At 75.5% G+C, this 16,987-nt stretch carries 17 protein-coding genes; 3 read left to right on the top strand and 14 right to left on the bottom strand.

The window, feature by feature from the left end:
• Positions 1-1,230: a DUF58 domain-containing protein gene (locus GQ466_RS08365; protein ID WP_161102120.1), complete on the top strand. Its 1,230-nt coding sequence runs from the start codon at positions 1-3 to the stop codon at positions 1,228-1,230.
• Positions 1,227-3,728 (top strand): transglutaminase TgpA family protein, encoded by a 2,502-nt coding sequence (locus GQ466_RS08360; protein WP_237417620.1) that lies wholly within the window; start codon positions 1,227-1,229, stop codon positions 3,726-3,728. Before GQ466_RS08365 ends, GQ466_RS08360 begins: the two co-directional genes overlap by 4 nt.
• A gap of 327 nt (positions 3,729-4,055) precedes the next feature.
• Here GQ466_RS08360 and GQ466_RS08355 read toward each other — a convergent pair whose 3' ends face one another.
• The 11 genes from GQ466_RS08355 to GQ466_RS08305 all read right to left on the bottom strand — a co-directional run bounded on the left by GQ466_RS08355 (position 4,056) and on the right by GQ466_RS08305 (position 14,287).
• A complete protein-coding gene (locus GQ466_RS08355) occupies positions 4,056-4,445 on the bottom strand; it encodes a DUF3040 domain-containing protein (RefSeq protein ID WP_161102119.1) in 390 nt (129 codons plus the stop codon).
• A gap of 134 nt (positions 4,446-4,579) precedes the next feature.
• Entirely contained in the window at positions 4,580-5,869 is a 1,290-nt protein-coding gene (locus GQ466_RS08350; protein ID WP_161102118.1) for a DNA polymerase IV, read from the bottom strand.
• Positions 5,866-6,642, bottom strand: coding sequence for a methyltransferase domain-containing protein (locus tag GQ466_RS08345; RefSeq protein ID WP_161102117.1), 777 nt, complete (start codon positions 6,640-6,642; stop codon positions 5,866-5,868). Before GQ466_RS08345 ends, GQ466_RS08350 begins: the two co-directional genes overlap by 4 nt.
• Before the next feature lie 37 nt (positions 6,643-6,679).
• Entirely contained in the window at positions 6,680-7,096 is a 417-nt protein-coding gene (gene nusB / locus GQ466_RS08340; protein WP_161102116.1) for a transcription antitermination factor NusB, read from the bottom strand.
• Between the two features lie 31 nt (positions 7,097-7,127).
• Positions 7,128-7,685 carry an elongation factor P gene (efp, locus tag GQ466_RS08335; protein ID WP_161102115.1) on the bottom strand — a complete coding sequence of 186 codons (558 nt, stop codon included), beginning with the start codon at positions 7,683-7,685 and terminating at the stop codon, positions 7,128-7,130.
• A 37-nt stretch (positions 7,686-7,722) separates the two neighbouring features.
• Positions 7,723-8,802: a M24 family metallopeptidase gene (locus tag GQ466_RS08330; protein ID WP_161102114.1), complete on the bottom strand. Its 1,080-nt coding sequence runs from the start codon at positions 8,800-8,802 to the stop codon at positions 7,723-7,725.
• Between the two features lie 10 nt (positions 8,803-8,812).
• Positions 8,813-9,628, bottom strand: a complete 816-nt coding sequence (locus tag GQ466_RS08325; RefSeq protein ID WP_202420010.1) for an AAC(3) family N-acetyltransferase — start codon at positions 9,626-9,628, stop codon at positions 8,813-8,815.
• Between the two features lie 34 nt (positions 9,629-9,662).
• Positions 9,663-11,948, bottom strand: a complete 2,286-nt coding sequence (locus GQ466_RS08320) for a tetratricopeptide repeat protein (protein ID WP_161102112.1) — start codon at positions 11,946-11,948, stop codon at positions 9,663-9,665.
• A gap of 87 nt (positions 11,949-12,035) precedes the next feature.
• Entirely contained in the window at positions 12,036-13,082 is a 1,047-nt protein-coding gene (locus GQ466_RS08315; RefSeq protein WP_161102111.1) for an LLM class F420-dependent oxidoreductase, read from the bottom strand.
• Between the two features lie 46 nt (positions 13,083-13,128).
• Positions 13,129-13,806, bottom strand: a complete 678-nt coding sequence (locus GQ466_RS08310) for an enoyl-CoA hydratase-related protein (RefSeq protein ID WP_161102110.1) — start codon at positions 13,804-13,806, stop codon at positions 13,129-13,131.
• A gap of 34 nt (positions 13,807-13,840) precedes the next feature.
• Positions 13,841-14,287: a PaaI family thioesterase gene (locus tag GQ466_RS08305; RefSeq protein WP_161102109.1), complete on the bottom strand. Its 447-nt coding sequence runs from the start codon at positions 14,285-14,287 to the stop codon at positions 13,841-13,843.
• Between the two features lie 101 nt (positions 14,288-14,388).
• Here GQ466_RS08305 and GQ466_RS08300 point away from each other — a divergent pair, with 101 nt between their 5' ends.
• The gene (locus GQ466_RS08300) at positions 14,389-14,961 is read left to right on the top strand and encodes a TetR/AcrR family transcriptional regulator (protein WP_161102108.1); all 573 of its coding nucleotides are present in this window, start codon (positions 14,389-14,391) and stop codon (positions 14,959-14,961) included.
• On the opposite strand, the gene aroQ is transcribed toward GQ466_RS08300, so the two are convergent.
• Genes aroQ through GQ466_RS08285 form a run of 3 tightly spaced genes read right to left on the bottom strand, consistent with a single transcriptional unit; the run spans position 14,958 to position 16,983 of the window.
• Complete coding sequence (aroQ, locus tag GQ466_RS08295) at positions 14,958-15,404, bottom strand: type II 3-dehydroquinate dehydratase (RefSeq protein ID WP_161102107.1); 447 nt, start codon at positions 15,402-15,404, stop codon at positions 14,958-14,960. The genes GQ466_RS08300 and aroQ overlap by 4 nt on opposite strands.
• Complete coding sequence (aroB, locus tag GQ466_RS08290) at positions 15,401-16,471, bottom strand: 3-dehydroquinate synthase (RefSeq protein WP_161102106.1); 1,071 nt, start codon at positions 16,469-16,471, stop codon at positions 15,401-15,403. Before aroB ends, aroQ begins: the two co-directional genes overlap by 4 nt.
• Positions 16,468-16,983, bottom strand: a complete 516-nt coding sequence (locus GQ466_RS08285; protein WP_161102105.1) for a shikimate kinase — start codon at positions 16,981-16,983, stop codon at positions 16,468-16,470. Before GQ466_RS08285 ends, aroB begins: the two co-directional genes overlap by 4 nt.
• Positions 16,984-16,987 lie beyond the last annotated feature (4 nt).

Raw genomic sequence — 16,987 nt, 5'->3', positions numbered from 1 at the left:
GTGAGAAGAGCGCTGGCCGGGCTGACCACCCGCGGACGGTCGTTCGTCGCCGCCGGGGCCACCGCGATCGTGTGCGCGTTCGTCCTCGGCGAGCGGGACCTGCTGCGCGCCGGGGTGCTGGTCCTCGCGCTGCCGCTGCTGTGCACGTTCGCGGTGTCGCGGACGCGGTACCGGCTGGCGTGCGCGCGGCGGCTGCGCCCGGCGCGGCTGCCGGCGGGCCGGGAGGCGCGCGCGGACCTGCGGCTGGAGAACGTGTCGCGGCTGCCGAGCGGGCTGCTCATGGTCGAGGACCAGGTGCCGTACGCGCTCGGCGGGCGCGCCCGGTTCGTCCTGGACCGGATCGAGCCGCGCGGGTCGCGGCAGCTCAGCTACCGGATCCGCTCGGACGTGCGCGGGCGCTACCAGGTCGGCCCGCTGGTCGTGCGGCTCACCGACCCGTTCGGGATGGTGGAGCTGATCCGGTCGTTCAGCCTGTCCGACACGCTCGTCGTGACGCCGGAGGTGGTGCCGCTGCCGCCGGGCCGTCCGGACGGCGGGCCGCCCGGCGGGGGCGACGGGCCGGCGCGGGCGCTCGCGGCGGCGGGCGAGGACGACGCGGCGCCGCGCGAGTACCGGCACGGCGACGACCTGCGGCGCGTCCACTGGCGGTCCACGGCGCGGCGCGGGGAGCTGATGGTGCGGCGCGAGGAGCAGCAGCGGCACAGCGCCGCGACGCTGTTCCTGGACACGCGCCGCCGCGCGTTCCCCGGCGACGCGCCGCCCACGTTCGAGCAGGCCGTGTCGGCGGCGGCGTCGGTCGGCGCGCATCTGGCGGAGGCGGGGATGCGGCTGCGGTACGCGACCGACGAGGGCGAGGCGCTGCCGACGTCGGACGACTTCACGGGCCCGCTGCTGGACGCGCTGGCGGTCGCGCGGCGGTCCGACGTCCGGTCGCTCGTCCCCGGGCTCGGCGCCCTGCACGGCGCGGGCCGGGAGAACGCGCTGGTCGTCGGCGTGTTCGGGGCGCTCGGCGGGGACGACGCCCGCGCGGTCGCGGCGGCGCGGCGCGGGGCGGCGGTGCATCTGGCGATCCTCGTCGAGCGCGGCGGCGGGACGGCGGCGGGCGCGGCGCGGACGCTGCGCGCCGCGGGCTGGCGCGTCGCGGTGATCGGCGCGGCGGCGGAGCTTCCCGCGGCGTGGGCCGCGCTCGGCGACGTCGGCGCGGAGCGGATGGCGGGAGGCGGCGCATGAGGATCCGCATGACGGTGACGGCCGTGCTGGCGACGCTGGCGGGCTCGGCCGGGCTGCATCCGCTGTTCACCTCGGGCCGCTGGTTCTGGGCGGTGCTCGGCGCGGTGCCGTGCGCGGCGGCGGGCGGGCTGCTCATGCGGCGGCTGCGGTTCTCCGCCGCGATCGGCGCGGCGGGCGGGCTGGCCGCGCTGCTGCTGTACCTGACGGCGGTGTTCGCGCACGCGCAGGCGCTGCTGTGGGTCGTTCCGACGCCGGGGTCGCTGCGGCACCTGGTGGCGCTCGGCTCGGACGGGTGGCGGGCCGTCAACCAGTACGCGGCGCCGGTGCCGCTCGTCCACGGCATCACGCTGCTGGTCGCGGCGGGCGTCGGGCTGGTCGCGGTCCTGGTGGACCTGCTGGCGGTCCGGCTGCGGCGGGCGGCGCTCGCGGGGCTGCCGCTGCTGGCGATGTACAGCGTCCCGGCGGCGGTGCGGGAGGAGGGCGTGAGCTGGCTGGCGTTCGGCGCGGGCGCGCTCGGCTTCCTGATGCTGCTGACGTCCGACGCGCGCGAGCAGGTCGGCGGCTGGGGCCGCGCGGTGTTCGCCCCCCGGTTCGGCGGCGACGTGCCGCTGGCGGGCGCGGACGAGCCCCGGCCCGGCGACCGGGTCCCGGCGGGCGCGCTGGCGGCGAGCGGACGGCGGATCGGCGCCGCCGCCGTGGCGATCGCGGTGCTCGTCCCGCTCGCGCTGCCCGGCCTGCACCCGAACGGCGTGTTCGGCCGGGACGACGCGGGCGGCGGCTCCCGGACCGTCACCACGCCGGACCCGCTGGTCAGCCTCAAGCGGGAGCTGACCCGGCCGGACGACTCGGTCGTCCTCACCTACCGGACGAGCGACGCCCAGCCCGACTACCTGCGCCTCTACGCCCTCGACCGGTTCGACGGCGACCGGTGGACCTACGACCCGCTGCGGAGCACGCCCCGCGACAAGATCACCAAGGCGCCGCTGCCCGCGCCGCCGGGGATGACGCTCGTCCCGACCCGGACGGTCCGGACCCGCGTGTCCGTGCGGCCGGAGGTGCGGCGGATGACGTTCCTGCCCGTCCCGTACGCGCCCGCGCGGGTGACCGTGTCCGGCGACTGGCGGGTCCACCCCGAGTCGCTGATGGTGTACTCGCTGCGCGACTCGGCCGGCGGACGCGCCTACACCGTGGACAGCGTCCGCCCCGAGCCGACGGCGGCGGACCTGTCGGTCGGCGGCGCCCTGCCCGCCGACATCGTCGGCCGGTACACCGCGTACCCGAAGAACGTGCCGGCGATCGTCCGGAACCTGGCCGACCGGGTCACGGCGGGCGCGACCAGCTCCTACCAGCAGGCCGTGCGGCTCCAGCGGTGGTTCACCGAGACGGGCGGGTTCACCTACGACCTGTCCGCGCCCCCGCCGCAGCACGGCAGCGACCTGCTCGCGTTCCTCGTGAAGAACCGGCGCGGCTACTGCGAGCAGTTCGCGGCGTCCATGGCGCTCATGGCGCGGATCCTCGGCATCCCCGCGCGCGTCGCGATGGGCTACACGCCGGGGACCGAGGAGGACGGGCGGTGGGTCGTCCGGTCGCGCGACGCGCACGCCTGGCCCGAGCTGTACTTTCCCGGCGCGGGCTGGATCCGGTTCGAGCCGACGCCGTCGGGGATCGCGGGCCAGGGCACGGCCGTCCCGCCGGTCTACACCGCCCGCACCGACCCGGGCGCGGACGACCCGTCGGGCTCGCGGACGACCGTGGAGGAGCCGTCGGCGGGCGACGAGCCGACCAGCACGCCGTCCGGCAGCGCGTCCGGCCGCCGGGACCTGCTGGACTCCCCTGAGAACACCCGCGAGGAGAACGGCCGGGGCGTGCCCGCCGGGTGGATCGGGCTCGGCGTGCTCGTCCTGCTGCTGCTGGCCGCCCCGACCGTCGTGCGGGTGCTCATCCGGCGCCGCCGCTGGGCCGCGGCCGAGCCGCCGCCCGAACCACGCCCCGGCCCGGTGCCGACGCCCCGCGAGCCGACGCCCGGCGCCGCGCACACCGCCTGGCGCGAACTCCGCGCGGACGCCCTGGACCACGGCCTGCCCTGGCTCCCGAACGAGTCGCCCCGCGCCACCGCCCGCCGCCTCACCGAGACGCTGGAACTGCCCTCGCCCGCCCGCGAGGCGCTCGGACGCATCGCGATGGCCGAAGAACTGGCCCGCTACTCGCGCTCCGGGGTGCGGGTGCCGCGCGGCGCGCTGCGCGCCGACGTCCGGACCGTCCGCGCGGCGTTCGCGGCGGCCGTCCCCCGCCGGACGCGCTGGCGCGCCCGCGTCCTGCCGCCCTCGGCCCTGGAGACCGCCCGCGACTCCGCCCGCGCGTCCGCGCGGGAACTAGGCCGCGAACTAGCACGCCGGGGCCTGCGCACACCGTCCGGCCGCGTCCCAGAACGCCTGGCCGCCCTCACCGCATCAGCCCGCGAGGCCGCCCACCGCGCCCGCAACCGCTTCCGCACCTGACCCGCACGTGGGTCAGCGCGCGGGGCAGCACGCGGGGCAGCACGCGGGGCAGCACGCGGGGCAGCACGCGGGGCAGCACGCGAAGGTGATGCCGGGCGTGCGTGGGCGCGGGTCCAGGCGGACCGTGACGAGGACGTCTGGTGCGGGAGGCCGCGCGGCGGTTGGACCGGGCGTGCGGGCGGCGCCGAGGTTGTGGAGGCGCGCACGGGTGGGCGTCTGGGAGGGCGTGCGGAGGCAGTGGGGGCGCGGGTCCCGGGCGGGTGGCCCCGGCGGAGTGGCCGGGGCCTGCGGACGGCGGCCCTTGTCAGAGAGCGGGAGCGGGTCGGGTCAGGGCTCGTCGCTGCGGCGGCGCCAGCGCTCTTCCATCCGCTCCATGAAACCCGCGCGGGACCGCTTGCGGCGGCCCTGCGGACCGGCGGGCGCGGGCGCTCCCCCGGTCATCTTCTTCCAGCTCGTCAACGCCCACACGCAGCACGCCACCATGAGCAGGAACCCGGCCACGCTGACGACGATGGTGACGGCTCCGGCGTTGACGATCAGGCCGGCCATCAGGGCGCAGACGCCGGCGACGAAGCCGAGCGCGGCCTTGACGATCCGCCGCTTGTAGTGCACCCGCGGATCCTTGTTGCGCACGGCCTGCGCGAACTTGGGATCCTCGGCGTACAACGCCTGCTCGATCTGGTCGAGCATGCGCTGCTCGTGATCAGAGAGCGGCACGGCGCCTCCCATCGACGGCCCCGCGGCGGGTGACCCGGTGCAGGACGTGGACCTCAACGGTGATATGCCCAGAATACGAGGCGGGGCGAGGACACGAAAGCGAACGGCCGACCGCGGTCCCTGTGCCGGTCATCTCACCTTCCTCTGGCGTCGTTCCCTTCATCATCTCTTCTTCCCGTCGCGGCGGCGACGCCGGGTCCGTCCCGTCGGACCAGGGCCGCCGGGCGCAGCGTACCCCGGCCGAACCGGTGCGCCACCTGGTCGACCGCCCGTTCGGCCGCGTGCCAGCCGTCCTCGGCGTCGTCGAGCGCGAGCTGGCGGGGGGCCGCTCCGGCGGTGACCAGGTTCTCGACCCGGACGCCGATCAGCCGGAGACGTACCCGTTCAAGTCCGGACGCCTCGTACAGCTCGCATGCTGTGATGTAGATCACACGCGTCAGATCGGTCGGATCCGGCAAAGTGCGGGACCGCGTGATCGTCGAGAAGTCGCCGCGCCGCAGCTTGACGGTGACCGTCCGGCCCGCGTGGCCGCCCCGGCGCAGCCGCTCGCCGACCTTCTCGGCCAGCCGCAGCAGCTCGCGGCGGATCACGACGGGATCGTCCACGTCCGTCGGGAACGTCTCCTCGGCGCCGACGCTCTTGTCCACGCCGTCCGGGTCGACCGGACGCGGGTCGCGTCCCCACGACAGCTCGTGCAGATGGCGTCCGACGGCGGTGCCCAGCTCGCGCTGCAGCCGCTCCAGCGGCGTCCGGGCGAGCTGACCCACCGTCCGCAGGCCGAGCCGGAAGAGGGCGTTCTCGGTGCGCTCCCCCACACCCCACAGCGCCGCGACGGGCAGCGGGTGCAGGAAGTCCAGGACGCCGTCGGCCGGGACGACGAGCATCCCGTCGGGCTTGCAGCGCGTCGAGGCCAGCTTCGCGACGAACTTGGTGGTCGCCACGCCGACCGAGCAGGTGATGCCCTGCTGCTCGGCGACGTCCGCACGGATCTTCGCGGCGATCTCGGCGGGGCGGCCGAGCCGCCGCAGCGCGCCGGAGACGTCCAAGAACGCCTCGTCCAGCGACAGCCCCTCGACCAGCGGCGTCACGGTGTGGAAAAGCTCGAACACCGCCGCCGACACCGCCGCGTACCGCTCGTGGCGGACCGGCAGGACGACGGCCTGCGGCGCGAGCCGCCGGGCGCGCGACATCGGCATCGCCGAGTGGACGCCGAACCTGCGCGCCTCGTAGGACGCCGCCGACACGACGCCGCGCCCGCCCGTCCCGCCGACGATGACGGGACGGCCGCGCAGCTCGGGCCGCTCCAGCAGCTCGACGCTGACGAAGAACGCGTCCATGTCCACGTGCAGCACGCCGCAGCCGGTGTCGTCGGCGGGCGGCCCGGGCGGCGGTCCCGGCCGGTGCAGCTGCTGCTTGCGGCTCACGGCCGGTCGGCGAGCAGGTGGAGCTGGGCGGCCAGGTCCCGCAGGACGGGGTGCACGGCGGCGGCGGCCTCCAGGGCCAGCAGCGCCTCGGCGGACTCGGCGTCGCCGTCGGTGAGCCCGCTCGGCACCAGGTCGGCGAAGATCCGGACGCCCTGCAGCGCGACGTCCCGCAGCCCCGCGCCCGCCGCCAGCTCCGCCAGCGACTCGCGGGTGAAGCGGCGGGGCATCCGGTCCTGCGCGCCGTACCGTCCGGACGGGTCGGCGAGGGCGGCGCGCGCGTCGGCGAAGTGCCCGCCGAGGGCCCGCGCGAGGACGGCGCCGAGCCGCCCGGCGGCGAGCACGCTCAGCGTCCCGCCCGGCCGCAGCGCGGCGGTCAGCGCCGCCATCGCCGCGGCCGGGTCGTCGACGAACTCCAGCACGTTGTGGCACAGGACGAGGTCGGCCGTCGCCGGGCCGAGCAGACCGGGCAGGTCCACGGCGTCGCCCTGCACCGCGCGGACGACCACGCCCGCCTCGGCGGCGCGCCGCTCCAGCGCGGCCAGCGCGTCGGGGTTGGCGTCCACGACCGTCACCCGGTGGCCGCGCTCGGCGAGCGGCACGGCGAACCCGCCGGTGCCGCCGCCCACGTCCACGACGTCGCGCGGCCCTTCGGCCGTGACCCGCGCCAGCACCGCGTCCCACAGGACCGCGCTGCGCACCCGGCCGCGTCCGCCGCCGGCGGCGCGCCGCCCCTGCCGGGCCGTCACGGCCGCCGCTCTCGTCTCCTCCGCCACGCGTCCACCCTACGCGCAGCCTCCGACAATGTCCGCGTCAGAGGCTGAGCGTGGGCTTGAGCCGCTGGAGCCGGGCCAGGAGGCCGTTGACGAACCGGGGCGACTCGTCGGTGGACAGGTCCGTGGCGAGCGCGACGGCCTCGCTGACGGCGACGCCGTCGGGGATCTCGTCCAGCCACAGCAGCTCGAACGCGCCCATCCGCAGGATGTTGCGGTCGACGGCGGGCATCCGCTCCAGCGTCCAGCCGGTCGCGTACGTCGCGATCAGCTCGTCGATGCGCTCGCGGTTCTCCTGGACGCCCTCGATGATCCGGACGGCGTGCTGGAACTCGGCCAGTTCGTCCTGGTTCGGACGGCCCCGCTGCGCCAGGACGTCCGTCGGGCGCTCCTCGCGCAGCTCGGCGGCGAAGAGGATGTCGAGGGCGAGCCTGCGGGCCTTCGAGCGGGCGCTCACCGCGCCCGCCCCGGGGGAAGAAGGTCGGCCATCAGCCGCGGCCGAGGTATTCGCCGGAGCGGGTGTCGACCTTGACCTTCTCGCCGGTCGTGATGAACAGCGGGACCTGGATCTGCGCGCCGGTCTCCAGCGTCGCGGGCTTGCTGCCGCCGGTGGAGCGGTCGCCCTGCAGCCCGGGCTCGGTCTCGGTGATCTCCAGGACGACGGCCGCGGGCAGCTCGACGTAGAGCGGGTTCTCCTCGTTGAACGCGATCACCGCGGTCTGCTCGGGGAGCAGGAAGTTCGCGGCCGTCCCGACGACGGCGGCCGGGATGTGCGGCTGGTCGTAGGTCTCGGTGTCCATGAACACGAAGTCCTCGCCCTCGCGGTAGAGGTACTGCATGTCCCGCTTGTCGACGTTCGCGACCTCGACCTTGGTGCCGGCGTTGAAGGTCTTGTCGACGACCTTCCCCGACAGCACGTTCTTGAGCTTGGTGCGGACGAACGCGCCGCCCTTGCCGGGCTTGACGTGCTGGAATTCGAGGACGGTCCAGAGCTGACCCTCCATGTTCAGCGTCATGCCGTTCTTCAGGTCGTTGGTGGTCGCCACGCGCGTCCTTCTCCTGCGTCGAGGGACCGCCCGGGCGTCAGAGCACGAGCAGTTCCTTGGTGGTCCTGGTGAGGCGTTCCGGGCCGTCCTCGCGGGCCACGAGCGTGTCCTCGATGCGGACGCCGCCCCGGCCGGCCAGGTACACGCCGGGCTCGGCGGTGACCGGAACTCGGTCCTTGAGCTTACCGGTCCCGTCGTAGCCCATGAGCGGAGCCTCGTGGACCTCCAGGCCGATGCCGTGGCCGACGCCGTGGGCGAACGCGTCGCCGTGCCCGGCGGCGGCGATGACCTCGCGCGCGGCGCCGTCGACGGCCTGCACGTCCGTGCCCGGAACGGCCGCCGCGACGGCCGCGAGCTGCGCGCGCAGGACGAGGTCGTAGATCTCGCGCTGCCAGGCGGCGGGCTCCCCGATCGCGACGGTCCGCGTCATGTCGGCGTTGTAGCCCCGGTACCGGGCGCCGAAGTCCATCGTCACGAGGTCGCCTGCCGCGATCGGCCGGGCGCCGGGGTGGTGGTGCGGGACGGCGCCGTTCGGCCCGGACGCGACGATCGACGGGAACGCGATCTCGTCCGCGCCCTGGTCGATCATCGCCCGTTCCAGCGCGATCGCGATCTCCCGTTCGGTCGTGCCGGGCCGCAGCGCGGGCAGGACGGCGTCGAAGGCCCGGTCGGTGATCGCGCACGCCTCGGCGATGAGGGCGATCTCCGTCTCGTCCTTGACGTACCGCAGCTCCTCCACGAGGCGGCCGAGCGGGGCGAATGCGACGCCCCCGTCCAGCGCGGCCAGTTCGGCGTGCCGCTCGACGGTCAGCGCGTGCGCCTCGAAGCCGACCCGTCCTGCGCCGCCGTCGGCCGCGATGCCGAGCAGCGCGGCGGCGGCGCGGCGCTCCACGACGAGGTCGAGCCCGGGGCACAGCTCGGCGGCCATGCCCGCGTACCGCGCGTCGGTCGCCAGGACCGCCGGGCCGTCGGCGCGGACGAGCACGGCGGCGTTGGAGCTGTCGAGCCCGGTCAGGTAACGGACGTTGATGAGCCGCGTGACGAGCAGCGCGTCGGCCCCGTTGTCGGCGACGAGCCGGGCGAGCGCGCCGAGCCGCCGTTCGTGTTCCTCCCCCACGTCCGCGACTCTAGTTCATCGCGACCGGCCCGCCCGCGATCGCGTCGGCGCAGCGCGCGCAGCCCTCGGCGGCGCAGCGGGTGATCTCGGGGTCGTCGGTCATGGCGGCCTCGGCGGCGTCGAGCGCGGCGCGCACCGGGAACGCGCGCCAGCGGGACGCGCCGACCGTCGTCGTGCGGGCGAGCGGGCCGAGCCGCGGTTCGAGGCGGGGGAACCCGTCGGAGCAGCTGCCGGTCTCGACGGTCCCGACCGCGCCGTCCGGGCGCCGCGCCCAGCGGACGAGCAGCCGCCGTCCCGCGCGCTCCTCGGCGTGGTGCAGCGCGGTCATGCGGTCGAGGCCGACGCCGATCAGCAGGACGGCGCCGTCCTCGTCCGCGAGGGCGCGGATCGGCGCGTAGACGTCGGCGGGCGTCTGAACGCGGGCGAGGTCGTCGGCGCGCGGGCCGAGCGCGGCGAACGAGTTGAGGGGGTGGTCGCCGCGTCGGGCGCCCGCGCGCCGGACGAGGCGGGCGGGCAGCGCGCCCATTCCGTCGTTGACGACGCCGCAGGCGACGTCGTAGATCGCGTCGGTGTCGGGCCCGGACGGCGCGTCGTAGTCGACGGCGTTGCGCGCCGGGCGCATCCCGGGCGGCGGCGCGACGCCGAACTGCGGCTCGGTGAACGCCGGGACGAGGACGGTGCAGCCGCGCGCCAGGAACGCGTCGAGGAGCGCGTCCGCCTCGACCCGCGTGCCGAACGAGCGGAGCGAGGCGTGCACCATGACCGCCCGGCCGTCCAGGCCGAGTTCGGTGATCGCGTCGGTGAGCTGCTGGGGGGCGACGGTCATGGTTCTCCTCATCGGCTCGGGGGTTCGCTCGCGGTCAGCTCAGGTGGCGCGGCGGGTCGGGGTCGCGGCCGTCCTGTAGATCGCGGATCGCCTTCGCGGTCGCGCGGGTGTCCGGGTGGTCGGCGCCGCAGGCCCGCTCGCGGGCGGCGGCGACGTCGGCGAGCGCGGCCAGGGCCTCCCGCCGTCCCCGGGCGGCCAGCGCGAGCGCCCGTTCGTAGGCGGCGACGAGCGTGTCGGGATGGTGGTCGCCGAGCACCCGGCGCAGGTCCGCGAGCAGGTCGCGGTACTGGGCCTCGGCCTCGCGCGGACGGCCCTGCCGCAGCGCGAGCCAGGCGAGTTCGTGGCGGCTGCCGAGCGTCCGCGGATGATCGGGGCCGAGCATTTCCCGCCGGCGTTCCAGGATGACCCGGTGGGCCTCTTCCGCCTCGGCGAACCGTTCCTGGTTCGCGATCGTCCAGGCCAGTTCGTGCTCGGTGATGAGGACCTCGGGATCGCGGTCGCCGAGAACGCGGCGCCGCTCGCGCAGGACCTCCCGGTATCCCTGCTCCGCCTCGGCCCAGCGGCCCTGGCAGCCCGCCACCCAGGCCACCTCGTTCCAGGTCCGCAACGTGTCCGGGTGATCGGGCGGCAGCCGACGCTCCCGGCCCGCGAGGACGGCGCGGAAGATCCGTTCGGCCGCCGCGAAGTCGCCGAGCATCGCCGTCACCCACGCGAGGTCGTGCCGGAGCGCCAGGACGTCCGGATGGTCGCGCCCGAGGAGTCCCGCCCCGTCGTCGAGCAGGGCACGGGCCGCGTCCCGTGCCTCCGACCAGCGGCCCTGGAGGCCGACCGCCCTGACGCGCTCGTGCTCCAGCCGGAACCGGACCTCGTCGAGGTCGCCCGCCCGCCCGAGGACCGCCGCGCAGAGCCGTTCCCCCGGCGCGACCGCGCCGCTCAGCCGAAGCGCCTCGCCCGTCGCCCGCGCAATCTCCAGGAGGTCGCCGGGGGCGTCGAGGCCGTCCGGCATCGTCGCGACGAGGGCGTGCAGATGGGGTTCCGTCGCGACGTAGCGCGGCCAGTCCGCCGGGCTCAGCGGGTCGAGCCCGTCCAGCGTCCGCACGACGAGGCCGACCGCCGCCCGCCAGGTCCCGGCCCAGTCCTCGCCGGGCAGATGGGCGCGGCTGGCGTCGGCCACCAGCGGATGGACGAGGACGGCCGCGTCCCCGACCTCGACCAGGCCGTACCGCCGCAGCAGCTCCACGCCTGCCTCGACGCGACGGTCCGCCTCGTCCGGCGGGACGTCCAGCCGGACCGCGAACAGCGCCGAGCGCGGCACCGGGGTGGCGGCGGCGCAGCAGGAGAGGATCCGCAGCAGCGGCCTGACCTCGGGATGTCCGGACGACGCCAGATGGTCGAGGGTGATCTCCCACGTCCACATCGCGGCCGATCGCGGATCGTCGCCGCCGGAGAGCCGCGTGAGGCCCGCGCCGTCGTCCAGCGCGCGGCGGTAGGCGGCGAACGTGCTCCAGCGCGGGGCGGGCGACCCGAGGTAGCGGCCCGCGAGCTGGAGCGCCAGCGGAAGGCGGCCGAGACGGCGGGCCAGGGCGCGCGCCTCGTCGTCGGACCCGGCGCGCGGCGCGAGGTCGCGCAGCAGCCGGACGGCGTCGTCCTCGTCCAGGGGCCCGATCCGCAGGACGCGGGCGTGCCGGCCCCAGGTCTCCGCGCTGTCGTCGCGGGTCGTCACGACGGTCAGGCCGCGCCGCGACGCGCGCGGCAGCCCGGTGCCGTCGCCCGGCGCGGCGCCCGGCCGGGCCGCGAGCAGGGACGGGACGTCGGCGTTGTCGAAGACGAGCAGCCAGCGCCGGGGCGCGCGGTCGAGCAGCGCCCAGAGCAGGTCCGGGGCGTCCGGGGCGCCGCCCGCGAGCGCGCGTTCGGTCGCCGGGGACGCGCCGAGCCGCCGCGCCACCGTGACCAGGCCCGCCCGCAGCGTCGTCTCGTCGGCGGCCGACACCCACCAGACGTCGCGCCGCCGCCCGCGCCGCCACCGTTCGGCGAGGTCGGCGGCCAGCGTGGTCTTGCCCTGGCCGCCCAGCCCGGCGAGGACGATCACCGCGCCGCCCCGGCGGCGCAGGGCCCGCCGCTCGGCGGCGCGCCCGAGCAGGCGGCGCGGCAGCGCTCCGGTGGGCGGCGCGACCGACGTCCCGCCGGGACGCTCGGGTCCGGGGTCGGGCGGCGGCAGGCGGGCCGGGCGCCGCAGGACGCCGCGCAGCCCCACCCCGACGACGGGCACGGCCGCCACCACTCCGGCGACCGCGCCGAGCGCGTCCCAGCCGAAACCCATCGGGCCCTTCCGTCGTCACCGATCACCGGGCGACCGGATCGTCCCACAGAAGGATTCGGACGTATGTGAACTACGGAACAGGCCGGGTCAAAGGTCGGCGGCCATCTCCTTGACCTTCTCGATGAGCGCGAGGCGGCCCTTGTGGTCCCCGGCGACGGGGGTGACGTTGAGCGTCGTCACGCCGGACTCCTTCATCGCGGCGAGGCGCTCGCGGACGTGCCCCTCCGGCCCGATGAGCGACATCTTCTCCAGCAGCTCGTAGGGGACCTTGGCCGCCGCCTCGTCCTTCTTGCCGGCGAGGTAGAGGTCCTGGATCTCCTCGGCCTCCTTCTCCCAGCCGTAGCGGCGGCAGAGGTTGTTGTAGAAGTTCTTGCCCTTGGCGCCCATGCCGCCGATGTAGAGCGCGGCCATCGGACGGCCGAACTCCAGGTAGTCGGTGACGTCGTCGCCGATCGCCAGGGCCGCCTGGCCGACGACGTCCAGTTCGCCGAGCGCCGGGTCGCGCCGCGCCTTGCCGGCCGCCAGCGCCTCGCCCCACACCTCGCCCGCCTTCTCCGGCAGGTAGAAGATCGGCTCCCAGCCGTTGGCGATCTCGGCGGTCAGCTCGACGTTCTTCGGGCCGATCGCGGCGACGAGCACCGGGATGTCGGCGCGGACGGGGTGGTTGATGAGCTTCAGCGGCTTGCCGAGGCCGGTGCCCTGCCCGGCGGGCAGCGGGATGTTGTAGTAGGTGCCCTCGTGCTGGAGGCGCTCACGCCGCCACACCTTGCGGCAGATGTCGATGATCTCGCGGGTGCGGGCGAGCGGCGCGGTGTACGGGACGCCGTGGAAGCCCTCAATGACCTGCGGGCCGGACGCGCCGATGCCGAGCGTGAACCGTCCGCCCGAGACGTAGTCCAGGCCCGCCGCCGTCATGGCGAGCAGGGTGGGCGTCCGGGAGTAGATCTGGAGGATGCCGGACGCGATCTCCAGCCGCTCGGTCTTCGCGGCGATGTAGCCGAGCTGGCTCACCGCGTCGAAGCTGTACGCCTCGGCGACGTAGACGATGTCGAGCCCGGCCTTCTCGTACTCGGCCAGCTCGTCGACGGTCTCCTTGAAGCCGCCCGCGTAGTTGAGTGCCATCCCGATGCGCATCCGGCATCCCTTCGTCGACCGAACTCGGTTCTGTGGAAACGTACGCCTACTCGGCGGCCGGGGGCAGCGCCGGGCCGTGCAGGGCCGCGAGGGCGCCCCGGTAGAGGTCCTTGCGGATCGTGGCGACGACCGAGCCGTCCTTGCCGGCCAGCGACGCGGCGAGTTCGACGGCGGCGGGCAGGACGTCGGCCTCGGCGGCGGTGCGCCCGACGATCCCCGCGTCCAGCGCCTGCCCGGCGGTGTACCGGCGGCCGGTGATCATCGCCTCGTGCGCGGTCGCCGGGGCCAGCCGCGCCTGGATCAGCGCGTTCATCCCGGGGGTGAAGCTCATGCCGAGGTCGACCTCGGGCAGGCAGAAGTAGCCCCGGTCGTCGCGCATGACGGCGGCGTCGTGGGCGAGGACGAGCATCCCGCCGCCCGCGAACGCGTGCCCGTTGACGGCCGCGACGGTCGGCGCGGGCAGTTCCAGCAGCCGCGCGTAGAGGGCGTGGACGGTGCCGAGGTACTCCTCGAACTTGTCCCGGTTGGCGCCGAGCCACTCCAGGTCCAGGCCGTTGGAGTAGAACTTGCCGGTCCCGACGGTGACGAGGGCGCGCGGCCCGTCCGCCTTCTCGACCTCGTCCAGCGCGGCCTGCGCGGCGTCGAGGAAGTCGGGGTGGAAGCGGTTCTCGCCGTGGTCGAAGCGCAGCACGAACACGGCGCCGTCGCGCTGGAGGTCGATCATCTCCGGTCTCCTTCGTCGGTTCCTGCCCCGAACCCTACTGAACGGTATTCGGACCGAAGATCATGCAGGTGGCCGTCCCGTGCGCGACGAGCTTCCCGTTCGCGTCGGTGACGCGCCCCTCGCAGGTCGCGACGCGGCGGCCGAGGTGGATCGTCGTGCCCTCGCAGCGGAGCGGGCCGCCGTCGGTCCGGGCCGGCCGGACGAAGTTCACCTTGAGTTCGAGCGTCGTGTACCCGGCGCCCTCGGGCAGCGCGGTGTGGACGGCGCAGCTCATCGCCGAGTCCAGCAGCGTCGACAGGACGCCGCCGTGGACCGAGCCGATCGGGTTGCCGTGCTGCGGGCCCGTGTTGAGACCGAAGACCGTCCGGCCCGGTTCGAGCGATTCGACCGTCATACCGAGCAGGGGGCCGATCCCGGTCCCGCTCTCGGCGCTGGCCTCCAGCGCGCTCCTGAGCTGCGCGAGGCCCGCCGTCTCCGCCATCCCGAAGTCCTCTCTGTATGACGGCCGTCATAGACCAGGCTTCCTATGACGTCCGTCATAGTCAAGTCGCGTTGCTTATGACGAATGTCATAATCAGTGCCATGGGGACCGACAGCCGGGAACGCATGGTGCGCAGCGCCGCCTACCTCTTCCGCGAGCGCGGCTACTCGGGGACGGCCTTCCGCGACGTCATCGTCCACAGCGGCGCCCCGCGCGGCTCGATCTACCACCACTTCCCCGGCGGCAAGGTCCAGCTCGCCGAGGAGGCCGTCCGCTATGCCGGGGACTTCCTGAACGCGGGCATCCAGGCGGCCGTGGAGGGCGGCGACGCGGCGGCGGCCGTGGACGCGTTCACCGGCTGGTGGCGCCAGGTGCTCATCAAGAGCGAGTTCCGCGCGGGCTGCCCGGTCGCGGCGGTGACCGTCGAGTCGCACGACGAGGCCCCGCAGCTCGCCGAGGCCGCCGCCCGCGCGTTCGGCCGCTGGGAGGACACGCTCGCGACCGGCCTCGGCAACGCGGGCGTCCCGGACGGGCGGGCGGCGCGGCTCGCCCGGCTCGTCGTCGCGTCCGTCGAGGGCGCCACGATCCTGTGCCGCGCGCACCGCACGGTCGAGCCGCTGGACGACGTCGTCGGCGAGCTGAAGACCCTCGTGGCCGCCGCAGCGGAGGACTAGGCGGCGAGTTCCGCCGCGATGGCCTGGAGCGCGAGCACGTAGGACGTGAAGCCGAAGCCCGCGATCGTCCCGGTCGCGACCGACGCCACGACCGAGGTGTGCCGGAACTCCTCGCGCGTCGCCGGGTTCGTGATGTGGACCTCGACCAGCGGGGCCGTGCGCTGCGCGATCGCGTCGTGCAGCGCGTAGGAGTAGTGGGTGAACGCCGCCGGGTTGAGGACGACCGGGATCCGCTCGTCGGCCGCCTCGTGGATCCACCGGACGAGTTCGGCCTCGTCGTCGGTCTGGCGCACCTCGGCGTGCAGGTCGAGCCGCCGGGCGGTGTCCCGGCAGAGTTCTTCCAGGTCGGCGAACGTCGCGGCGCCGTAGACGTCCGGCTCGCGGACGCCGAGGCGGCGCAGGTTCGGCCCGTTCAGGACGAGCACGCGGCGGGCGTCGGTCACCGGGCCACCCTCTCGTAGGCGGTGCGCAGCAGGTCCTCGTCCGGGCCCTCCAGGCGGCCGGGCTCGGCGAGCGCGTCCAGGACCACGAACCGCAGGGTCGCGCCCCGCGACTTCTTGTCGATCGTCATCGCGTCGCGCAGCTCGGGCCACGCGGCGGCGGCGTAGGACGTCGGCAGCCCCACCGACGCGAGCACGTCGCGGTGCCGGTCGCGGACGGACGGGTCCAGCCGCCCCGCGAGCACCGCCAGCTCCGCCGCGTAGACCATGCCGACCGCGACCGCGTGCCCGTGCCGGAACCGGTAGTCCTCGGCGCGCTCGATGGCGTGCGCGAGCGTGTGCCCGTAGTTGAGGATCTCGCGCAGCCCGCTCTCCTTGAGGTCGGACGCGACCACGTCCGCCTTCACCCGGACGGCGCGCTCGACCAGCTCGCGGGTGTGCGGGCCGTCCGGCCGGGCCGCGCCCGCCGGGTCGGCGGCGACCAGGTCGAGGATCACCGGGTCCGCGATGAACCCGGCCTTGATCACCTCGGCGAGCCCGCTGATGTAGTCCTCGTGCGGCATCGTCGCGAGCGTCGCGAGGTCGCACAGGACGCCGGCCGGCGGATGGAACGCGCCGACGAGGTTCTTGCCCTCGGGGATGTTGATGCCGGTCTTGCCGCCGACGGCCGCGTCGACCATGCCGAGCAGCGTCGTCGGCACGAGCACCGCGCGCACGCCGCGCAGGAACGACGCGGCGGCGAACCCGGCGAGGTCGGTGGTGGCGCCGCCGCCGACGCCGACGACGACGTCGGTGCGGGTCATCCCGGCGGCGGCGAACCGCGACCAGAGCCCGGCGAGGACCCCTGCCTCCTTGGCGGCCTCGCCGTCGGGCACGGGCATCGGCAGGGCGGTGTACCCGGCCTTCTCCAGCGCCTCCCGGACGGGCTCGGCCAGCGCCGCGAGGCCTTCGCCGTGGACGACCGCGACGATCCGCGCGCGCCGACCGACGAGCCGGGGCAGGTCGCCGAGGACGTCCGTGCCGATGACGACGTCGTACGGCTCGGCCCCGCCCACGCGCACGACCGTCATGACCGCTCCTCCAGCGCGGCGGCGATCTCCGCCGCGATCTCGGCGGGCTCCCGCCCGTCGGTGGCGACGTGCAGCGTTCCGAGCCGCTCGTAGATCGGCAGGCGCTCGTCCAGCAGCTTGCGGAGCTGGCTGCGCGGGTTCAGCACCAGCAGCGGGCGGGCGCCGTCCAGGCCGATCCGCTTCACGGCCTCGCCGAGCCCGACCTTCAGGTACACGACCGTGTGCCCGGCCAGCAGCTCCTGCGTCTCGGCCGCGAGGACGGCCCCGCCGCCGAGCGCGAGGACGCCGTCGTGCCCGGTCAGCGCGGCGGCGACGGCCTGCCGCTCCAGGGCGCGGAACGCCTCCTCGCCGTCGTCCACGAAGATCTCGCCGATCGGCTTGCCCGCGGCGGCCTCGGTGTCGGCGTCGGTGTCGCGGAAGCCGACGCCGAGCGCGTCGGCGAGCGCCGCGCCCACGGTCGACTTGCCCGAGCCGGGCGGCCCGATGATCACTGCGCGGGGCCTGGTCGTCACTGCC

This window comes from Actinomadura rayongensis (genome assembly GCF_009831215.1).
GTDB classification, from domain to species: Bacteria; Actinomycetota; Actinomycetes; order Streptosporangiales; family Streptosporangiaceae; genus Spirillospora; species Spirillospora rayongensis.
Note: the sequence above shows the minus strand (reverse complement) of the source record. Positions and strands in the feature narration are given on the sequence as shown.

Coding starts and splice junctions, on each gene's coding strand:
- GQ466_RS08360 (WP_237417620.1), top strand. CDS start 1,227: ATGAGGATCCGCATGACGGTGACGGCCGTGCTGGCGACGCTGGCGGGC.
- GQ466_RS08325 (WP_202420010.1), bottom strand. CDS start 9,628: ATGACCGTCGCCCCCCAGCAGCTCACCGACGCGATCACCGAACTCGGC.
- GQ466_RS08320 (WP_161102112.1), bottom strand. CDS start 11,948: ATGGGTTTCGGCTGGGACGCGCTCGGCGCGGTCGCCGGAGTGGTGGCG.
- GQ466_RS08315 (WP_161102111.1), bottom strand. CDS start 13,082: ATGCGCATCGGGATGGCACTCAACTACGCGGGCGGCTTCAAGGAGACC.
- GQ466_RS08310 (WP_161102110.1), bottom strand. CDS start 13,806: ATGATCGACCTCCAGCGCGACGGCGCCGTGTTCGTGCTGCGCTTCGAC.
- GQ466_RS08305 (WP_161102109.1), bottom strand. CDS start 14,287: ATGGCGGAGACGGCGGGCCTCGCGCAGCTCAGGAGCGCGCTGGAGGCC.
- GQ466_RS08300 (WP_161102108.1), top strand. CDS start 14,389: ATGGGGACCGACAGCCGGGAACGCATGGTGCGCAGCGCCGCCTACCTC.
- aroB (WP_161102106.1), bottom strand. CDS start 16,471: ATGACGGTCGTGCGCGTGGGCGGGGCCGAGCCGTACGACGTCGTCATC.